Source organism: Methylobrevis pamukkalensis, assembly GCF_001720135.1.
In the GTDB taxonomy this organism is placed as follows: Bacteria; Pseudomonadota; Alphaproteobacteria; order Rhizobiales; family Pleomorphomonadaceae; genus Methylobrevis; species Methylobrevis pamukkalensis.
The window spans coordinates 1-16,444 of record NZ_MCRJ01000100.1; the positions used below are offsets into that span (position 1 = coordinate 1).

A 16,444-nucleotide genomic window follows, 5' to 3' on the forward strand; every position below is an offset into this window, starting at 1 on the left:
AGCCCGCGGCTCCGGCGCAGCAGCAGGCGGCTGTTGCCCCCGCTGCCCCCGCTGCCGGCGATTCCGGCTACCGCGTCCAGATTGCCTCGGTGCCGAACGAGGAGCAGGCGCGCAGCACCTTCGCGCGCATGCAGAGCCGCTACGGCTCGGTGCTCGGCGGCCTTCAGGCCGATATCCAGCGCGCCGACCTCGGCGCCAAGGGCGTCTTCTACCGGGTCCGCGTCGGGCCGATGAGTTCGCGCGAAGAGGCCGCACGGGTCTGCAGCCAGCTGAAGTCCGCCGGCGGCGACTGCCTCGTCACCCGCTGAGGCGGGCCTGTACCCATCGGCCGGACGGAAGCGCCCGGTCGATGACATCCCGCTCCAGATTCGATATCCGAAGCATGATCGCGCCGGCCGGATCGCTCCGGTCCGGTCGCCCCATGCTCCAGACGGCGGACGATCCGACCCATGCCCGTATCGCGTTTCGTCTCCGGGGCGAGCGGCCTCCGGCTCACCGCCGAGGAGAAGCGCTTCTTCGCTCAGACTCGGCCGTTCGGCCTGATCCTGTTCCGCCGCAACATCGCCGACCGTGATCAGATCCGTGCACTCTGCGACGAGTTTCGCGATGCGGTCGGGCGTGATGCGCCGATCCTCGTCGACCAGGAAGGCGGGCGCGTGCAGCGTCTGACCGTGCCCAACTGGCGCAAGATCCCGTCGGCCGCGCGCGTCGCCGCCGCCGCCGTGACGGGCGGCGACGCGATCGCCCGGATGTCCGGGCGGGTGCTGGCCGCCGACCTGCGCGAGGTCGGCATCACCATCGACTGCGCGCCCTGCCTCGATCTCTCCATTCCCGGCCAGAGCGACGTGATCGGCGACCGCTCCTTTGGTGCCGACCCCGAGACCGTCGCCCGTCTCGGCCGGGCGACCGCCGAGGGCCTCTTGGCCGGCGGCGTGCTGCCGGTGATCAAGCACATGCCCGGCCATGGCCGCGCGCTCGTCGACAGCCACCTCGGCCTGCCGGTGGTGGAAACGTCACGGGCGGAGCTCGAGGCCACCGATTTCGTGCCCTTCCGCCGTCTTGCCGACCTGCCGGCGGCGATGACCGCGCACATCGTCTTCACCGCGCTCGATCCCTCGCAGCCGGCGACGACGTCGGCGCGCGTGATTGCCGAGATCGTCCGCGGCCACATCGGCTTCGGCGGGCTTCTGTTCAGTGACGACGTGTCGATGGGGGCGCTTGCCGGCTCACTGGCCGAGCGCTCGCGCCGTTGCCTCGACGCCGGCTGCGATCTCGTGCTTCACTGCAACGGCGATCTCGCCGAAATGCATCAGGTGGCCGGCGAGGCGGGGCCGCTCGATGGCGAAAGCGCCCGCCGTGCCGAGATGGCGCTGGCCGCGGTCGGCGATCCGGACGATGCCGATGTCGAGGCGCTCCGCATCCGCCTCGACGAGGCTGTCGCCGCTCTTCCCTCGGCCTGACGCGCGAACCGCGCCTCGCGCCGCCGCCAGCAGTGCAGGAACCGAGATGACCGGACGCGACCTGCCCTTCGAGGAAGACGCACGACCGCCCGCCGGCGAACCGGCGCTGATCGTCGATGTCGAGGGCTTCGAAGGACCGCTCGACCTGCTGCTGACGCTGGCCCGCAACCAGAAGGTCGATCTGGCGCGGATCTCGATCCTCGCCCTCGTCGAGCAATACATGGCCTTCGTCGAGGAGGCCCGGAAGCTGCGGCTGGAACTGGCTGCCGACTATCTCGTCATGGCCGCCTGGCTGGCCTTCCTCAAATCCCGCCTGCTGCTGCCGCCGCCCGAGAAGGCCGGCGACGAGCCGAGCGGCGAGGAAATGGCCGGGATGCTGGCCTTCCGCCTGCGCCGGCTGGAGGCGATGCGCGAGGCGGCCGCCAGGCTGGTCAACCGCGACCGGCTCGGCCGCGACGTCTTTGCCCGCGGCGCGCCGGAGCCGGTGGCGGTCTCGGCCGACGTCCGCTGGCAGGCGAGCCTCTACGACCTGCTCGCGGCCTACGCCACGCAGCGCCAGCGCCAGATGGTGACGCGGGTCCATGTTGCCCGCCGCACGGTCTGGTCGCTCGCCGACGCCCGCGAGATCCTGACGAGGCTCGTCGGCCGGCTGGCGGACTGGGTGCCACTCGAGGAGTTCCTGTCGCCCTATCTCGCCGATCCGCAGACGCTCGCCACCGTGCGCGCCTCGGCCTTCACCGCAAGTCTCGAACTGGCGCGGGAAGGGCGGCTGGAACTGCGCCAGTCCGGTGCCTTCGCGCCGCTCTACCTGCGCAGCGGCACGCCGCGCGCCGCCGATCCGGTTGGCGAGGGGCGCGGGAACGGCAAGGACTCCGACAAGGAAGGCAAGGCATGAGCGGCACGCGGGCGACGATCACCGACCTTGCCTCGCGGGACCGGCGCGAGGCGCTGCGGATCGCCGAGGCGATCCTGTTTGCCTCCGCCGCCCCGGTCAGCACCGAGGATCTGGCGCGCCGGCTTCCGGAGGGCAGCGATGTCGCCGCCGTGCTGCGTGACCTGCAGGCGGCCTATGCCGGCCGCGGCGTCAACCTCGTCCGCGTCGCCGAGGCCTGGGCCTTCCGCACCGCCGAGGATCTCGCCTATCTGCTGCGCCACGAGGCGGTGGAGACGCGCAAGCTGTCGCGGGCGGCCCTGGAGACGCTGGCGATCATCGCCTACCACCAGCCGGTGACCCGCGCCGAGATCGAGGAGATCCGCGGCGTCTCCACCTCCAAGGGCTCGGTCGACGTGCTGCTGGAGACCGGCTGGATCCGCATGCGCGGGCGCCGCCGCACGCCGGGGCGGCCGGTGACCTATGGCACGACGGTAGCCTTTCTGGAGCATTTCGGCCTGCCGGCGCTGTCGGACCTGCCGGGGCTGGAGGAACTGCGCGGCGCCGGCCTGCTGGAAGGCCACATTCCCGTGGGCTTCCGCATTCCCGTGCCCGGCGACGACGACGCGCTGACCGAGGAGGAGGAGCCCCTCGACGAGGCCGACCTTCTCGGCTACGGAGAGGCACTGGACCCGGAGCCGGAGGCGGACTGACGATCCGTCCGGACCGCCGCCCGGCCCCAACGGAGAACGGATCGTTGCCCGAGACGACGGCAAAGACGGCGCAAGGCACCAACGACTTCCAGCGCTGGGGGCGCTCCGGCACCGCCGGCGTCACGATCCCCGCTGGCCTCGCCTTCGACAACGTCGTCCACAGCTACGGACGGGAGCGGTCGGTCGACGGCGTCTCGCTGCAGATCCGCGCCGGCGAGATCGTCTGCCTGCTCGGGCGCTCCGGCTGCGGAAAGACGACGCTGCTGCGGCTCGCCGCCGGGCTTGAGCCCGCGCTGTCGGGCACCGTGTCGCTCGACGGGCGGATCGTGTCCGGCGAGGGCAGGCATGTGCCGCCGGAGCGGCGCGGCGTCGGCCTGATGTTCCAGGACTATGCGCTGTTCCCGCACATGACGATCCTTGCCAACGTGATGTTCGGCCTGCGCTCGCTCGACCGCAAGGAGGCGGCTGGCGCCGCGCTGGCCGCGCTCGCCCGCGTCGGGATGGCCTCCCATGCCGCGGACTATCCCCATGCGCTCTCCGGCGGCGAGCAGCAGCGCGTGGCGCTCGCCCGGGCCATCGTGCCGCGCCCCTCCGTGCTGCTGATGGACGAGCCCTTCTCCGGACTCGACAAGCGCCTGCGCGACAGCGTGCGCGACGAGACCCTGTCGGTCCTCAAGGAAACCGGGGCCACCGCGATCGTCGTCACTCACGATCCGGAAGAGGCGATGCGCATGGCCGACCGCATCGCCCTGATGCGCAAGGGCCGCCTCGTGCAGGTCGGCACGTCCGGGGATCTCTATTCGCAGCCGGTCGATCTTTTCACCGCGCGATTCTTCGCCGAGATGAACGAGATCGAGGGCCGCGCGTCTGGTGGTCGGGTCGAGACGCCGGTCGGCGTCTTCGCCGCGCCGGACATCGCGGACGGCGGCCCCGTCTCGCTCTGCATCCGGATCAAGGGCGTCGAGGTCGGTCCGCCGGGCCAGGGCGTGCCGGGCAGGGTGGTGCGGCGCCGTTTCCTCGGCGAGGTCTGGCTGTTCGAGATCGCGGTCGGTGGCCTCGACGGGCACCTGCGCGCGCGCGTCCGCGACGGCGCGCCCTACGGCATCGGCGACGAGGTGGGCATCCTTGTCGACCCGCGCGACGTCTTCGTTTTTCGCCAGGGCGAGAGCTGAACACATCTGCGCGGGGGCGTCGCTTTTCGCTGGCAATCGCCGTCGGCCCAGCCCACATAAGGCGCATGAACCCTCGGCCGGGCGGCATCCCGCGCGGCCGGGACACCGCCGACGAGGGCCGGAAACCGGCCGTCCGGGCCGTGTTGCGGCGCCACAGGCTTTCTGCAATAGTGCCGCCAATTCTCGGACCGTGCGAAATCACTGGAGATTGAAATGGGTTCGCTCAGCATCTGGCACTGGCTCATCGTCCTTGCGGTGGTGCTGCTTCTCTTCGGCCGGGGCAAGATTCCCGAGCTGATGGGTGACGTCGCGAAGGGCATCAAGAACTTCAAGAAGGGCATGACCGACGAGACCGAGGAGGCCAAGAGCCTCGAGCGCAAGCCCGGCGACCCGGTGGTGACCGAGAAGACCAAGGACGCCGGCAGCACCGGCTGATCGCATTGGCGCTGCCGCCGTCGTCCTGACGGTGGCGGCCCCTTGGGCCAGGACGGGTGCGTTGGCGCCCACTCCGTCGGACCAGGCTGTCGTGCCAGGCTGCCATGAAAGTCGTGCGGTCACCGCGTGAGCGTCGACGGGATTCCATCACATGTTCTTCGATATCGGCGGAACCGAACTGCTGGTGATTGCGGTCGTCACGATCCTCGTCATCGGACCAAAGGACCTGCCCAAGCTGCTGCGCACCGTCGGCCATTTCATCAGCCGGGGCCGGCGGATGGCGTCCGAATTCCAGGGCCAGTTCAACGCGGCCCTGCGCGAGGCCGAGCGCGAGGCCGATCTTCAGGATGCCCGCAAGGCCATCGACGACGTGAAGGCGCTGAACCCGTTGACCGGGCTCAAGGCCGAGATCCAGAAGAGCCTCGATCCCGTGCGCGAGATCGGCAATTCGATCCGCAGCGGCCACGTCCCGCCGGCACCCGCCGCCACTGCCGTGCCGGCCGCGACCGGGTTGACGCCGGATCCGGAGATCCGCCCCGTCGCCCCGGAGACCGTGCCGTCAGCGCCCGTGTTCACGCCTGATCCGGCGGCGCCCGCCGCGAACGCCCCGGCCGCTCCCGCCTCCCATGTGCCGGGTCTTGCCGAGCCGGCGCCGATGCCGCTCGTGCCCGATCCCGCGGCGCCCCCCGTACCGGCCGAACCGATCAAGACGGGCCCTGCCACCGCAGCGAGCCCGAGGGCTTCCGAATGAGCGACGAAGACGACATCGAAGCCTCGCGCGCGCCGCTCCTCGACCACCTGATCGAGCTTCGCTCCCGGCTGCTGAAGACCGTGCTGGCGATCGCGGTCTGCTTCTTCGTGTGTTTCTATTTCGCGACCGACATCTTCAACCTGCTGATCATCCCTTACGAGGAGGCAGCCGGCGTTGGCCACAAGGTCGAGCTGATCTACACCGCGCCGCAGGAGTATTTCTTCACCCAGCTGAAGATCGCCCTGTTCGGGGCGCTGTTCATCGCCTTTCCGGTGATCGCCAACCAGATCTACATGTTCGTGGCGCCGGGGCTCTACAAGACCGAGCGACAGGCCTTCATGCCGTTCCTGATCGCGACTCCGATCCTTTTCTTCCTCGGCGCGATGCTGGTGTTCTTCTTCGTCATGCCGACGGTGATGCACTTCTTCCTGTCGATGCAGCAGGCCGGCGACGAGAACCAGGCGGCGATCTCGCTGCTGCCGAAGGTCAGCGAGTATCTCGGCCTGATCATGTCGCTGATCTTTGCCTTCGGCCTCACCTTCCAGCTGCCCGTGATCCTGACGCTGCTCGGCAAGATGGGCGTCGTCACCGAGCAGGGGCTGAAGGACAAGCGGCGCTATGCGATCGTGCTCGCCTTCGTGGCGGCGGCGATCCTGACCCCGCCCGATCCGCTCAGCCAGATCATGCTTGCGATCCCGACCATGCTTCTCTACGAAGTCTCGATCATCGCCGTGCGCATGATGGTGCGGAAATCCGAGAGCCGCGAGGTGACGACCGACGCCTGACCGGCGAGGTCGTCCATCCCCCGCAGGTGAGGCGGACAAGCCGTCCGGCCACGGCGACGGGAGAAGATCAGCGACGTCTTCCCCGTTGAAAATCAATTCGCTCCGGGGCGACGTTCATGCTCGACATCAAGTGGATCCGCGAAGCGCCCGACGCGCTCGACGCAGCCCTCCTGCGCCGCGGCGCGCCGCCGCTGTCGGCCACGCTGCTGAAGCTCGACGAGGAGCGCCGCGCCCATATCGTCGCCCTGCAGGAAGCGCAGGAAAAGCGCAACGCCGCCTCCAAGGAGATCGGCAAGGCCAAGGCGCAGAAGGACGAGGCCCGCGCGAGCGCGCTGATGGCCGAAGTCGCCGACCTCAAGAGCTTCATCCAGGAGGGCGAGCAGAAGGAGCGCGAGCTCGACAAGGCGCTCGCCGACGCGCTGTCCGTCATCCCCAACGCGCCGCTGCCCGACGTGCCGGACGGCAAGGACGAGACCGGCAACGTCGAGTATCGCCGCCATGGCGAGATGCCGGCCTTCGCCTTCGAGCCGAAGGAGCATTTCGAGATCGGCGAGGCGCTCGGCCTGATGGATTTCGAGCACGCCGCAAAGCTCTCCGGCAGTCGCTTCACGGTGCTCAAGGGCCAGCTTGCGCGGCTGGAGCGCGCGCTTGGCCAGTTCATGCTCGACCTCCACACCGAGACGCACGGCTACACCGAGGTCAACCCGCCGCTGATGGTCCGCGACGAGGCGATGTACGGCACCGGCCAGTTGCCGAAGTTCGCCGAGGATCTGTTTCGCACCACCGACGGCCGCTGGCTGATCCCGACCGCGAGGTGCCGCTGACCAATCTGGTCATGGGCGAGATCCTCGACGAGAAGGACCTGCCGCTGCGCATGACGGCACTCACCCCGTGTTTCCGCTCGGAAGCCGGCTCGGCCGGGCGCGACGTGCGCGGCATGCTGCGCCAGCACCAGTTCTCCAAGGTCGAGCTGGTGTCGATCACGACGCCCGAGGCCTCGATCGCCGAGCACGAGCGCATGCTGTCCTGCGCCGAAGAAGTGCTGAAGCGGCTCGGCCTGCACTTCCGGGTGATGACGCTCTGCACCGGCGACATGGGCTTCGGCTCGCAGAAGACGTGGGACATCGAGGTCTGGCTGCCGGGGCAGAAGGCCTATCGCGAGATCTCGTCCTGCTCGGTCTGCGGCGACTTCCAGGCCCGCCGGATGAATACCCGGAGCCGTGCGCCGGACGGGAAGGGCACCCGCTTCGTCCACACGCTGAACGGCTCGGGGGTCGCGGTCGGCCGCGCGCTGATCGCCGTGCTGGAAAATTATCAGAACGAGGACGGCAGCGTCACGGTCCCGGAGGCCTTGCTGCCGTATATGGGCGGGATCACCCGGATCGGGTGACACGGACCCGCGGACACGAAAAAAGGCGATGGCGACGATGCGAATCCTGATCACCAACGACGACGGCATCCTGGCGCCGGGGCTCGTCAGCCTCGAGAAGATCGCCCGGGCGGTCGGCAGCGAGGTGTGGATCGTCGCGCCCGAGAACGACCAGAGCGGCTTTGCCCATTCGCTGACCCTGCACGATCCGCTGCGCCTGCGCGAACTCGGCGAGCGCCGCTATGCCGTGCGCGGCACGCCGACCGACTGCGTGATCATGGCGGTGCGCGAGATCATGGGCGAGGCGCCCGACCTGATCCTCTCCGGCGTCAACGCCGGCCAGAATGCCGCCGACGACGTGACCTATTCGGGCACCGTCGCCGCCGCCATCGAGGGCACGCTGCTCGGCATTCCCTCGATCGCGCTCAGCCAGGCCTTCGACTGGTCCGGCGGCGCGCGCATCCCCTTCGAGACCGCCGAGGTCCATGCCCCCGGTCTGATCGAGAAGGTGCTCGCCGCCGGAATCGCGCCCGGAACGCTGATCAACGTCAACTTCCCGAACCGTGCGCCGGACGAGGTGTCCGGCATTTCCGTGTGCCGGCAGGGCTCGTCGGTTCACGGCATGCGGATCGACGCGCGCATCGACAGCCGGCGCAAGCCCTACTACTGGCTCACCTATTCGCGTGCCTTCAAGGAGCCGGATGTGGGCACCGACACCCATGCCCTCGAAAGCGGACATATTTCCGTCACACCTCTCAAGCTCGATATGACCTTCACCGAGGGCCTTGCCGACCTTGAAAAAGTGTTCGCCAGCTAGATCTCTCCGGGTCAGGGTAAAGTTCGAGCAGCGGACGCCACGCCATCATGTTGCCGCTTGATACCGACAGGTCGGCCATGGCCGAGCTCGTCATGAAACTTCGCGGCGCGGGCATCAACGACCGCCGGCTGCTGGTGGCGATCGAGCGGATTCCGCGTCGCCTCTTCCTTGGCGCGCGCGACCAGCCCGATGCCGCGCAGGATCGGGCGCTGCCGATCGAATGCGGCCAGATCGCCAGCGCTCCGTCGACTGTCGCCTATGTGCTGCAGTCGCTGGACATCCGTCCCGACGACAAGGTGCTCGAGATCGGCACCGGCAGCGGCTTCCAGACCGCCATCATCGCTCATCTCGCCAAAAGGGTCGTCACGCTCGACCGCTTCCGCACCCTGAGCGATCTTGCCCGCGACCGTTTCGAGACCCTGCGCCTCGACAATGTCGTGCCGGTGGTGGCCGATGGCGCGCAGGGCTACTCGCGCCATGCGCCCTACGACCGCATCGTGCTCAACGCCGCGGTGGACATCGTGCCGCGGGCCCTGCTGGACCAGCTGATGGACGGCGGCGTTCTGGTGGCTCCGGTCGGCACGGGCACGACCCAGACCCTCGTGCGTATCGTCAAGCAGGAGCGTACCTTCACCCGGACGGAGTTGCGCAAGGTGCGCTTCCTCAAGCTTGAGGATGGCGTCGCCCGCATGCTCTGAAGCCGGCGAATCGCTTTTTGCAAGTCCGCCAAGCCGCTTCCTCAGCCGGCTCCCCATGTGGTCGCAGCCGGAGGGAAAGGAATTTTCAGGGCGGTGGATGCCCGGAAACGCCCGCTTTCTTCGATGAAAATATGAGCGGAAACCTGACGAAGGCCGTGAGGCTTAAGCGTTTGTCAACGTTACCGGGGTGTAATCGGGCCAGTATCAGTTGGTCTGGCGAGACACCTCAATGTCCGATTTCACGACGAACAGCCGTCTTCGTTATCTTTCGCAGGTCGCGGCGCTCGCGATCACGGCCGGCGTCGGTGCCGGTTGTAGCGGCGACGTCACGCGGCTCGACACGCTGTTCGAGCCGACGTCCAACCGGACGGCGACGATGGGGCAGGCGACCCCGGCGGGAGACGTGACCTACACCGGGTCGCTTCAGAACGCCGATCCCGCGCCGCGAACGCCGGTTGCCAGCAATGCGCTGCCGCCCGTTCAGGGTGCCCCGACCGCGTCCGACTACAATCAGGCGCCGAGCAACCCGATGATGCGTCCGCCGACGGCCGATTACGGTGCTCAGGCGCCGGCGGTCTATGCCCCGGCTCCGGCGGTTGCCACCGCCAACGTGGCCGGCCAGGCGGTCGGTCCCGGGTGGAGCGGCGCCGGTGGTTCCAGCGTCACGCTGCGGCCGGGCGAGACCGTCAAGACGCTCGCCACCCGCTACAACGTGCCCGAATCGGCGATCCTCAAGGTCAATGGCCTGTCGAGCGCGTCGCAGGCGCCGGCCGGCTCTCAGATCGTGATCCCGGTCTACAATTCCGCTGCCCGTCCGGCCACGGCCGCACCGACGGCTCCGCAGATGCCGGGCGCCCCGTCGATGACGAGCCCGTCCGTTGCCGTCGCACCGCCGGCCCGTCCGCTCGGCCAGCTGCCGGCGAATGCACCGGCCACCGCCTCCGCGGGCGGCGTCTATGTGGTGAAGTCCGGCGATTCGCTCGGCCGCATCGCCAACGACCACGGCATGCGGTCGGTGGAACTTGCGGCCGCCAACGGCATCAACGCCAGCGACCCGATCCGGGTCGGCCAGACGCTGCGCATCCCGCAGGCCGGTCAGGCCGGCGCGGCGCCGACCCAGGTCGCCCAGCTTCCGTCCAAGACGATGACCGACGCGGCGCGTCCGACGCCGGCTCCGGCCCGTCCGGCGGCTGCCGCGGCGGCGGCCCCCGCCGGGACGCCCGCTGCTCCCGCCCCCACAAAGCCCGCAGCAACAGGTCTGGCGCCGATGCCGTCGAACAGGGAAACCGAACAGCAGATCGCGTCCGTTGCGCCGACGGCGCCGGTCGCGGCTGCGCCCGCTCCGTCCCAGTCGCAGGCCTCCGCCAGCGACACTGGCGCCTCGAAGTCCTTCCGCTGGCCGGTCAATGGCCGGGTGATCTCCTCCTTCGGCAAGAAGCCGAACGGCGAGCGCAACGACGGCATCAATCTCGACGCGCCGGAAGGCACGCCGATCAAGGCCGCCGAGGGCGGCACGGTCATCTACTCGGGCAACGAGCTCAAGGGCTACGGCAACCTCGTGCTGATCAAGCACTCGAACGGCATGGTCTCGGCCTATGCCCACGCCAGCGAACTGCTGGTGCGGCGCGGCGACGAGGTGCGGCGCGGCCAGATGATCGGCCGTGTCGGTGCTACCGGCTCGGTCAGCCGCCCGCAGCTCCACTTCGAACTGCGCGAAGGCAACCGCCCGGTCGATCCGTCGCCGTATCTCAACGGCTGACGGCGGACGCTTCGAAATGACGCAAAAAGAGCCGGCCGCGACAGCGCGCCGGCTTTTTCGTTGCGATGTCATCCTCCGCGAAGGCGGAGGATCCACGAAGGCCTCATGAACTCAAGGTCGTGGATGGCCCGCCTGCGCGGACCACGACACCGCAGGGGCGAACGGACCGTCCCCCTCGCCATCATCGACCCTCGACCCCGTCAGGACAGCCGTACGCCGAGGCGGCCGGCGAGGTCCTGGACGTATTGCCAGGCGACGCGGCCGGAGCGGGCGCCGCGGGTCGTCGCCCACTCCAGCGCGTCGCGCCGCAGCGTCTCCTCGTCGACATCGAGGCCGAAGGCCTGCGCATAGCCGGTGACCATCGCCAGATAGTCGTCCTGCGAGCATTTGTGGAAGCCGATCCACAGGCCGAAGCGGTCCGAGAGGGACACCTTCTCCTCGACGGCCTCGCCGGGGTTGATCGCCGTGGAGCGTTCGTTCTCCATCATGTCGCGGGGCAGGAGATGGCGGCGGTTGGAGGTCGCGTAGAACAGCACGTTGTCCGGCCGGCCCTCGATGCCGCCGTCCAGCACCGCCTTCAGCGACTTGTAGCTGGTGTCGTCGTGGTCGAAGGACAGGTCGTCGCAGAAGACGATGAAGCGCTGCGGGGCAGGCCGCAGCCGGCCCATCAGGTCGGGCAGCGATTCGATGTCCTCGCGGTGGATCTCGATCAGCTTCAGGGTCGAGGAGCCGGTCGCCCCATCGGCCGCAAGCCGGGCGTTGACCTCGGCCTGCGCGGCCTTGACCAGCGACGACTTGCCCATGCCGCGCGCGCCCCACAGCAGCACGTTGTTGGCCGGCAGGCCGCGGGCAAAACGCTCGGTGTTGTCGACCAGCATGTCTCGGCTGCGGTCGATGCCCTTGAGCAGGCCGATGTCGACGCGATTGACCTTGCGCACCGGCTGCAGGCTGCGGCTGGAGGCCTGCCAGACGAAGGCGTCGGCGGCGTCGAGGTCGAGCTGCGGTGGCACCGGCGGCACGGCGCGCTCCAGCGCGGCGATCAGGCGGTCGAGCTTGGAATTGAGAAGAGCGATCGGATCGGTCGTCACCGGGAGGCCTTTCGGGGAGGCAAGGAAGGGCGGGCGCCGCCGTGAGCACCTCTCGGCGGGGCTGCGTCAGACCGGCGTGCCGGAGCCCGCGTTTTCGGCAGGCGCGGACGGACTGTCAATGCCCGTGCCCTCGTGGAACAGCTGATAGCCGACCACCAGCGCCGCGCCGATCGCGATCCAGGTGAGCAGGGCCTTCAGGTGGCCGCGCGCGACGTGCGGGAATAGACCAGCGCGGAGCCGGCCAGCAGCAGGATCGCGGAGAGCTGGGCGAGGCGCGCGAAATCGTCCGGATCGACGCCGGCGATCGGACGATCGCCGCCCGACAGCAGCAGGATGCCGAGCGCGGTGACGAGGATTGCGATGCCGACGATGAGGAAGGGCTTGCGCATCAGGCGCGCCCGGCAAGGGGGAGGCTGCGGCGGGACGCAATCTGGATCAGGCGTTGCCGCTCGGCCTCGCTGAAGCTGCCCCAGCCGGCGATCTCGCCGAGCGTCCGCAGACAGCCGCGGCACAGGCCGCTCGCCTCGTTGATCACGCAGATCTTCACGCAAGGGGTCGAAACGCCTGCCATCCTGCCGCCATATGCAGAACGGCCGCCCGAGTGCGGCCGTTCCGTCAACATATGCGCTGAGACAGGCGGATCAACCGCTTCGCGGTCATCGCGGACACGATTCACGCGCACGATGCCGCAGAGGGGGCCTCAGGCGGCCATGACGCGGCGCAGGAAGTCGTCGAAGGCGGCCTTCAGGTCGCGGGTATGGCGGCTGACATCCGACGAGGATGCCCGGGCCTCGGTGCAGGATCTGGAGACGCCATCGACCGCGCGGCGCATCTCGATCATGTTCTGGGACACCTCGCCGGTGCGCCGCGAGGTCTCCTGCGCGTTGTGGGCGATCTCGGACGTGGCGCCGCCCTGCTCGGACACCGAGGTGGCAATCGAGGCGGTGTGCGAATCCACCGACTTCATGGTCTCGCTGATCTCGCGGATCGCGGCCGCGGCGTCGGTGGTGGAGGCCTGGATGGCGCCGATCTGGCTGCGGATTTCCTCCGTCGCCCGGGCGGTCTGGTTGGCCAGTTCCTTGACCTCGGCCGCCACCACGGCAAAGCCGCGTCCGGCCTCGCCGGCGCGGGCCGCCTCGATGGTGGCGTTGAGCGCGAGCAGGTTGGTCTGGGCGGCGATGTCCTCGATCAGGTTGACCACCTCGCCGATCTTGTCGGCGGCCGACGCAAGGCCCGCCACGCGCTGGTTGGTGGTCTCGGTCCGCGTCGAGGCGCCGGCGACGATGCCGGTGGTCGTCTTCACCTGCCGGCTGATCTCGTCGATCGAGGCGGCCAGTTCCTCGGCGGCGGCGGCGACGGTCTGGATGTTGGCGGAGACGATCGACGTTGCGGTCTCGGTGCTGCCCGCTGTGGCGGTGGAGACCTTCGCGGCGGCGTCCATGGTCGTCATGGCGCCGGCGAGGGCCGCGGAGGCGCTTTCGAGGGCGGCAAAATAGCCGGAGGTCGACTGCCGGAACTCGTCGGACACCCGGCGCAGCATCTCGGCGCGTTCCGCCTGGCGTCCGGCTTCCTGGCCGGCGATCTGGCCGTTGAGCCGCTGCTGTTCGGCGAGCGCATCGCGGAAGGACGACATCGCATCGCGCAATGCGCCGAGTTCGTCGCCCGAGCGCCAGTCGGGCAGGGCGACCGAGGTGTCGCCGCCGCCGAGCCGATTGGCGAGCGTGGCAAGGTCCGCGGCACGGCGGGCGACATTGCGCCAGATGAACAGCAGGCCGCCGGAAATGGTCAGCAGCATCAGCAGGCTGCAGGCCGCGAGCAGATATCCGGCCTCGGTGATGGTGGCGCGGAGCGCGGCGGTGCCGGCATCGATCTCGCGGTGCAGCAGGATGCCGGTCTCTCCGGAGGCGTCGATGAAGGCTTCGAAGGCGCCGTCGAAGGCTTCGTCCGCCGCGCTGCCGGCGCGACGTCGCCGCTGTTCAGCGTGGCATGACGCTCGCGCGCGACGCGGATGAAGGTCTCGATCTTCGCGCGGGTGTCGAGCATCTTTGCCCGGACGTCCGGCGAAGCGGTCGGCAGGTAGGTGACGCCGTCACGCGTGCCGCCGTCGAGGATGGCATTGGCAAAGAACATCGTCTCGTCCAGCAGGCCCCACACCTCGTCGATGCTCTCGTTCGCATCGCCGGAGGCGATTTCCTCGAAGATCAGATGGGCGCGGGTCGCGGTGAGCTCGATCTCCTTTGCGGCCTCGGCGAGCGGGGCGAGCCCCGTGCCGACCTCGAGGCCGTAGTCGCCGACCTTGGTCGTCTCGTGATAGCCGACATAGCCTGTGCCGGCCGACAGCAGCAGGATGGCTCCGAAGACGAAGCCCACTTTTCCAGAAATAGAAAGTCCCATGGCGATTCCCCACCCCGTTCCGCCTTGCGCGGATCCCGGAAGAAGGGTGAGCCCGAAGAAATAACGCTTCGTTTACGATGAAAAAGAAAAAGGGAGCGCCATGGGCGCTCCCTTCCGGACGTCCTGTCAGTGAAACTGACGATCAGGCCGAATAGTACATGTCGAATTCGACCGGATGCGGCATCATCTCGTAGCGCATGTTCTCTTCCATCTTCAGCTCGATCCAGCTGTCGATGAAGTCGTCGTCCATGACGCCGCCGGCCTCAGGAAGTCGCGGTCGGCGTCGAGCGAGGCGAGCGCCTCGCGCAGGCTGCCGGCCACGGTCGGGATCTGCTTCAGCTCGTCGGCCGGCAGATCGTAGAGGTTCTTGTCCATCGCCTCGCCGGGATGGATCTTGTTCTTGATGCCGTCGAGGCCCGCCATCAGCAGGGCGACGAAGCAGAGGTAGGGGTTGGCCACCGGATCGGGGAAGCGGGTCTCGACGCGCTTGGCCTCGGGTTGGTGGTGTAGGGGATGCGGCAGGACGCCGAGCGGTTGCGTGCCGAATAGGCGAGCAGCACGGGGGCCTCGTAGCCCGGGACCAGACGCTTGTAGGAGTTGGTCGAGGGATTGGAGAAGGCGTTGATCGCCTTGGCGTGCTTGAGGATGCCGCCGATGTAGTAGAGGCACATCTCCGACAGGTCGGCATACTGGTTGCCGGCGAACACCGGCTTGCCGTCCTTCCAGATCGACTGGTGCACGTGCATGCCCGAGCCGTTGTCGCCGAACACCGGCTTCGGCATGAAGGTGGCGGTCTTGCCGTAGGCGTTGGCGACCTGATGGATCACATACTTGTAGATCTGCATCTGGTCGGCCATGCGGGTCAGCGTGTTGAACTTCATGCCGAGTTCATGCTGGGCCGAGGCGACCTCGTGGTGATGCTTCTCGACGGTGACGCCCATCTCGGCCATGACCGAGAGCATCTCCGAGCGCATGTCCTGCAGGCTGTCCACCGGCGGAACCGGGAAATAGCCACCCTTCTTGCGCACGCGATGGCCGAGGTTGCCGGTCTCGTAGTCAGTGTCGGAGTTGGTCGGCAGTTCGGTGCAGTCGAGCTTGAAGCCGGTGTTGTAGGGTTCGGTCGCGAACTTGACGTCGTCGAACACGAAGAACTCGGCCTCCGGTCCGAAGAACACGGTGTCGCCGATGCCGGCGCTGGCCATGTAGGCCTCGGCCTTCTTGGCGATCGAGCGCGGGTCGCGGTTGTAGGGTTCGCCGGAAATCGGGTCGATCACGTCGCAGGTGATGACCATCGTCGACTGGGCGAAGAAGGGATCCATGTGCGCCGTCTCGGGATCGAGAATCAGCGTCATGTCCGATTCATTGATGGCCTTCCAGCCGGCGATCGACGAGCCGTCGAACGCGGTGCCTTCCGCGAACATGTCTTCGTCGACGAGGCCGACATCGAACGTGACATGCTGCATCTTTCCACGCGGATCGGTGAAGCGGAGGTCGACGAACTTGACGTCGTTGTCCTTGATCATCTTCAGGACGTCGGCAGCGGTTGTCATTGGCCTTCCCTTGCATTTTCTTGAATTGAATGTCCCGTCCCCCGGGTCAGGGAACGGGACACTTATAGCACGCCATTGGCGCATGGCACCTCGGCAGATGCCTCAAATCGCGTCGTTTCCGGTCTCGCCGGTCCGGATGCGGACGGCCTCCTCGACCGGCGAGACGAAGATCTTGCCGTCGCCGATCCGCCCGGTCTGTGCCGCATTGCGGATCGCCTCGACGGCCTTCTCGACCATCTCGGTCGGCAGCACCACCTCGACCTTCACCTTCGGCAGGAAGTCGACGACGTACTCGGCGCCGCGGTAGAGCTCGGTATGGCCCTTCTGGCGTCCGAAACCCTTGGCTTCGGTCACCGTGATGCCCTGCAGGCCGACCTCCTGAAGCGCCTCCTTCACCTCGTCCAGCTTGAAGGGCTTTATGATTGCCTCGATTTTCTTCATTGCCTCCGCGACTCCGCCATGAGTGAGGCCAATCGGCCATACTGAATTGACAAGCCCCTCAAGCACGGCCTGTGCCATATGAGGGAATGCGAAAAGACCCCGCGGTTTTGCCGAGAAATGAGGCGGCATCCCCGGACATTG

The 16,444-nt window shown here is 68.2% G+C and carries 17 protein-coding genes and 2 pseudogenes; 12 read left to right on the forward strand and 7 right to left on the reverse strand.

The features are described 5' to 3' along the window. The 12 genes and pseudogenes from A6302_RS15305 to A6302_RS15360 all read left to right on the forward strand — a co-directional run. On the forward strand, window positions 1-308 hold a 308-nt coding region (locus tag A6302_RS15305; protein WP_141703817.1), incomplete at its 5' end, for an SPOR domain-containing protein. 141 nt (window positions 309-449) lie between these two features. Beyond that, the gene (nagZ, locus tag A6302_RS15310; RefSeq protein ID WP_069307767.1) at window positions 450-1,460 is read left to right on the forward strand and encodes a beta-N-acetylhexosaminidase; all 1,011 of its coding nucleotides are present in this window, start codon (window positions 450-452) and stop codon (window positions 1,458-1,460) included. Window positions 1,461-1,506: 46 nt separating this feature from the next. Continuing rightward, complete coding sequence (locus A6302_RS15315) at window positions 1,507-2,355, forward strand: segregation and condensation protein A (protein ID WP_069307768.1); 849 nt, start codon at window positions 1,507-1,509, stop codon at window positions 2,353-2,355. Further along, entirely contained in the window at window positions 2,352-3,044 is a 693-nt protein-coding gene (gene scpB / locus A6302_RS15320; RefSeq protein ID WP_069307769.1) for an SMC-Scp complex subunit ScpB, read from the forward strand. Before A6302_RS15315 ends, scpB begins: the two co-directional genes overlap by 4 nt. Window positions 3,045-3,088: 44 nt before the next feature. After that, window positions 3,089-4,216, forward strand: coding sequence for an ABC transporter ATP-binding protein (locus A6302_RS15325; protein ID WP_069307770.1), 1,128 nt, complete (start codon window positions 3,089-3,091; stop codon window positions 4,214-4,216). A 213-nt stretch (window positions 4,217-4,429) separates the two neighbouring features. Next, on the forward strand, window positions 4,430-4,651 hold the full coding sequence (locus A6302_RS15330) for a twin-arginine translocase TatA/TatE family subunit (RefSeq protein WP_069307771.1): 222 nt from the start codon (window positions 4,430-4,432) through the stop codon (window positions 4,649-4,651). A gap of 151 nt (window positions 4,652-4,802) precedes the next feature. Beyond that, on the forward strand, window positions 4,803-5,402 hold the full coding sequence (gene tatB / locus A6302_RS25430) for a Sec-independent protein translocase protein TatB (RefSeq protein ID WP_069307772.1): 600 nt from the start codon (window positions 4,803-4,805) through the stop codon (window positions 5,400-5,402). After that, window positions 5,399-6,187 carry a twin-arginine translocase subunit TatC gene (gene tatC / locus A6302_RS15340; protein WP_069307773.1) on the forward strand — a complete coding sequence of 263 codons (789 nt, stop codon included), beginning with the start codon at window positions 5,399-5,401 and terminating at the stop codon, window positions 6,185-6,187. The genes tatB and tatC overlap by 4 nt, the downstream gene beginning before the upstream one ends. Before the next feature lie 116 nt (window positions 6,188-6,303). Next, window positions 6,304-7,577: pseudogene (serS, locus tag A6302_RS15345) on the forward strand (serine--tRNA ligase). 37 nt (window positions 7,578-7,614) lie between these two features. Then, window positions 7,615-8,373 (forward strand): 5'/3'-nucleotidase SurE, encoded by a 759-nt coding sequence (gene surE / locus A6302_RS15350; RefSeq protein WP_069307782.1) that lies wholly within the window; start codon window positions 7,615-7,617, stop codon window positions 8,371-8,373. Window positions 8,374-8,450: 77 nt separating this feature from the next. After that, window positions 8,451-9,071, forward strand: a complete 621-nt coding sequence (locus A6302_RS15355) for a protein-L-isoaspartate(D-aspartate) O-methyltransferase (RefSeq protein ID WP_210183349.1) — start codon at window positions 8,451-8,453, stop codon at window positions 9,069-9,071. Window positions 9,072-9,300: 229 nt separating this feature from the next. Beyond that, window positions 9,301-10,830, forward strand: coding sequence for a peptidoglycan DD-metalloendopeptidase family protein (locus A6302_RS15360; protein WP_069307775.1), 1,530 nt, complete (start codon window positions 9,301-9,303; stop codon window positions 10,828-10,830). A gap of 200 nt (window positions 10,831-11,030) precedes the next feature. Here the strand turns inward: A6302_RS15360 and A6302_RS15365 are convergent, their stop codons facing one another. The 7 genes and pseudogenes from A6302_RS15365 to A6302_RS15395 all read right to left on the reverse strand — a co-directional run bounded on the left by A6302_RS15365 (window position 11,031) and on the right by A6302_RS15395 (window position 16,303). Continuing rightward, window positions 11,031-11,918: an ATP-binding protein gene (locus A6302_RS15365; RefSeq protein WP_069307776.1), complete on the reverse strand. Its 888-nt coding sequence runs from the start codon at window positions 11,916-11,918 to the stop codon at window positions 11,031-11,033. Window positions 11,919-12,112: 194 nt separating this feature from the next. Continuing rightward, the gene (locus A6302_RS15370; RefSeq protein ID WP_069307777.1) at window positions 12,113-12,307 is read right to left on the reverse strand and encodes a hypothetical protein; all 195 of its coding nucleotides are present in this window, start codon (window positions 12,305-12,307) and stop codon (window positions 12,113-12,115) included. Continuing rightward, on the reverse strand, window positions 12,307-12,489 hold the full coding sequence (locus tag A6302_RS15375; protein WP_069307778.1) for a DUF1289 domain-containing protein: 183 nt from the start codon (window positions 12,487-12,489) through the stop codon (window positions 12,307-12,309). Before A6302_RS15375 ends, A6302_RS15370 begins: the two co-directional genes overlap by 1 nt. A 129-nt stretch (window positions 12,490-12,618) precedes the next feature. Further along, window positions 12,619-13,713 carry a methyl-accepting chemotaxis protein gene (locus A6302_RS15380; protein WP_069307779.1) on the reverse strand — a complete coding sequence of 365 codons (1,095 nt, stop codon included), beginning with the start codon at window positions 13,711-13,713 and terminating at the stop codon, window positions 12,619-12,621. Next, on the reverse strand, window positions 13,713-14,312 hold the full coding sequence (locus A6302_RS15385) for a hypothetical protein (RefSeq protein ID WP_141703819.1): 600 nt from the start codon (window positions 14,310-14,312) through the stop codon (window positions 13,713-13,715). Before A6302_RS15385 ends, A6302_RS15380 begins: the two co-directional genes overlap by 1 nt. A 142-nt stretch (window positions 14,313-14,454) precedes the next feature. Then, window positions 14,455-15,862, reverse strand: a pseudogene (gene glnA, locus A6302_RS15390) (type I glutamate--ammonia ligase). A 102-nt stretch (window positions 15,863-15,964) separates the two neighbouring features. Beyond that, the gene (locus A6302_RS15395) at window positions 15,965-16,303 is read right to left on the reverse strand and encodes a P-II family nitrogen regulator (RefSeq protein WP_069307781.1); all 339 of its coding nucleotides are present in this window, start codon (window positions 16,301-16,303) and stop codon (window positions 15,965-15,967) included. Between the last annotated feature and the right edge of the window lie 141 nt (window positions 16,304-16,444).

What these genes read in the sequence shown, in the direction of transcription:
- nagZ (WP_069307767.1), top strand. Translation starts at nt 450, where the DNA reads ATGCCCGTATCGCGTTTCGTCTCCGGGGCGAGCGGCCTCCGGCTCACC.
- A6302_RS15315 (WP_069307768.1), top strand. Translation starts at nt 1,507, where the DNA reads ATGACCGGACGCGACCTGCCCTTCGAGGAAGACGCACGACCGCCCGCC.
- scpB (WP_069307769.1), top strand. Translation starts at nt 2,352, where the DNA reads ATGAGCGGCACGCGGGCGACGATCACCGACCTTGCCTCGCGGGACCGG.
- A6302_RS15330 (WP_069307771.1), top strand. Translation starts at nt 4,430, where the DNA reads ATGGGTTCGCTCAGCATCTGGCACTGGCTCATCGTCCTTGCGGTGGTG.
- tatB (WP_069307772.1), top strand. Translation starts at nt 4,803, where the DNA reads ATGTTCTTCGATATCGGCGGAACCGAACTGCTGGTGATTGCGGTCGTC.
- tatC (WP_069307773.1), top strand. Translation starts at nt 5,399, where the DNA reads ATGAGCGACGAAGACGACATCGAAGCCTCGCGCGCGCCGCTCCTCGAC.
- surE (WP_069307782.1), top strand. Translation starts at nt 7,615, where the DNA reads ATGCGAATCCTGATCACCAACGACGACGGCATCCTGGCGCCGGGGCTC.
- A6302_RS15355 (WP_210183349.1), top strand. Translation starts at nt 8,451, where the DNA reads ATGGCCGAGCTCGTCATGAAACTTCGCGGCGCGGGCATCAACGACCGC.
- A6302_RS15360 (WP_069307775.1), top strand. Translation starts at nt 9,301, where the DNA reads ATGTCCGATTTCACGACGAACAGCCGTCTTCGTTATCTTTCGCAGGTC.
- A6302_RS15370 (WP_069307777.1), bottom strand. Translation starts at nt 12,307, where the DNA reads ATGCGCAAGCCCTTCCTCATCGTCGGCATCGCAATCCTCGTCACCGCG.
- A6302_RS15375 (WP_069307778.1), bottom strand. Translation starts at nt 12,489, where the DNA reads ATGGCAGGCGTTTCGACCCCTTGCGTGAAGATCTGCGTGATCAACGAG.
- A6302_RS15380 (WP_069307779.1), bottom strand. Translation starts at nt 13,713, where the DNA reads ATGCTGCTGACCATTTCCGGCGGCCTGCTGTTCATCTGGCGCAATGTC.
- A6302_RS15385 (WP_141703819.1), bottom strand. Translation starts at nt 14,312, where the DNA reads ATGGGACTTTCTATTTCTGGAAAAGTGGGCTTCGTCTTCGGAGCCATC.
- A6302_RS15395 (WP_069307781.1), bottom strand. Translation starts at nt 16,303, where the DNA reads ATGAAGAAAATCGAGGCAATCATAAAGCCCTTCAAGCTGGACGAGGTG.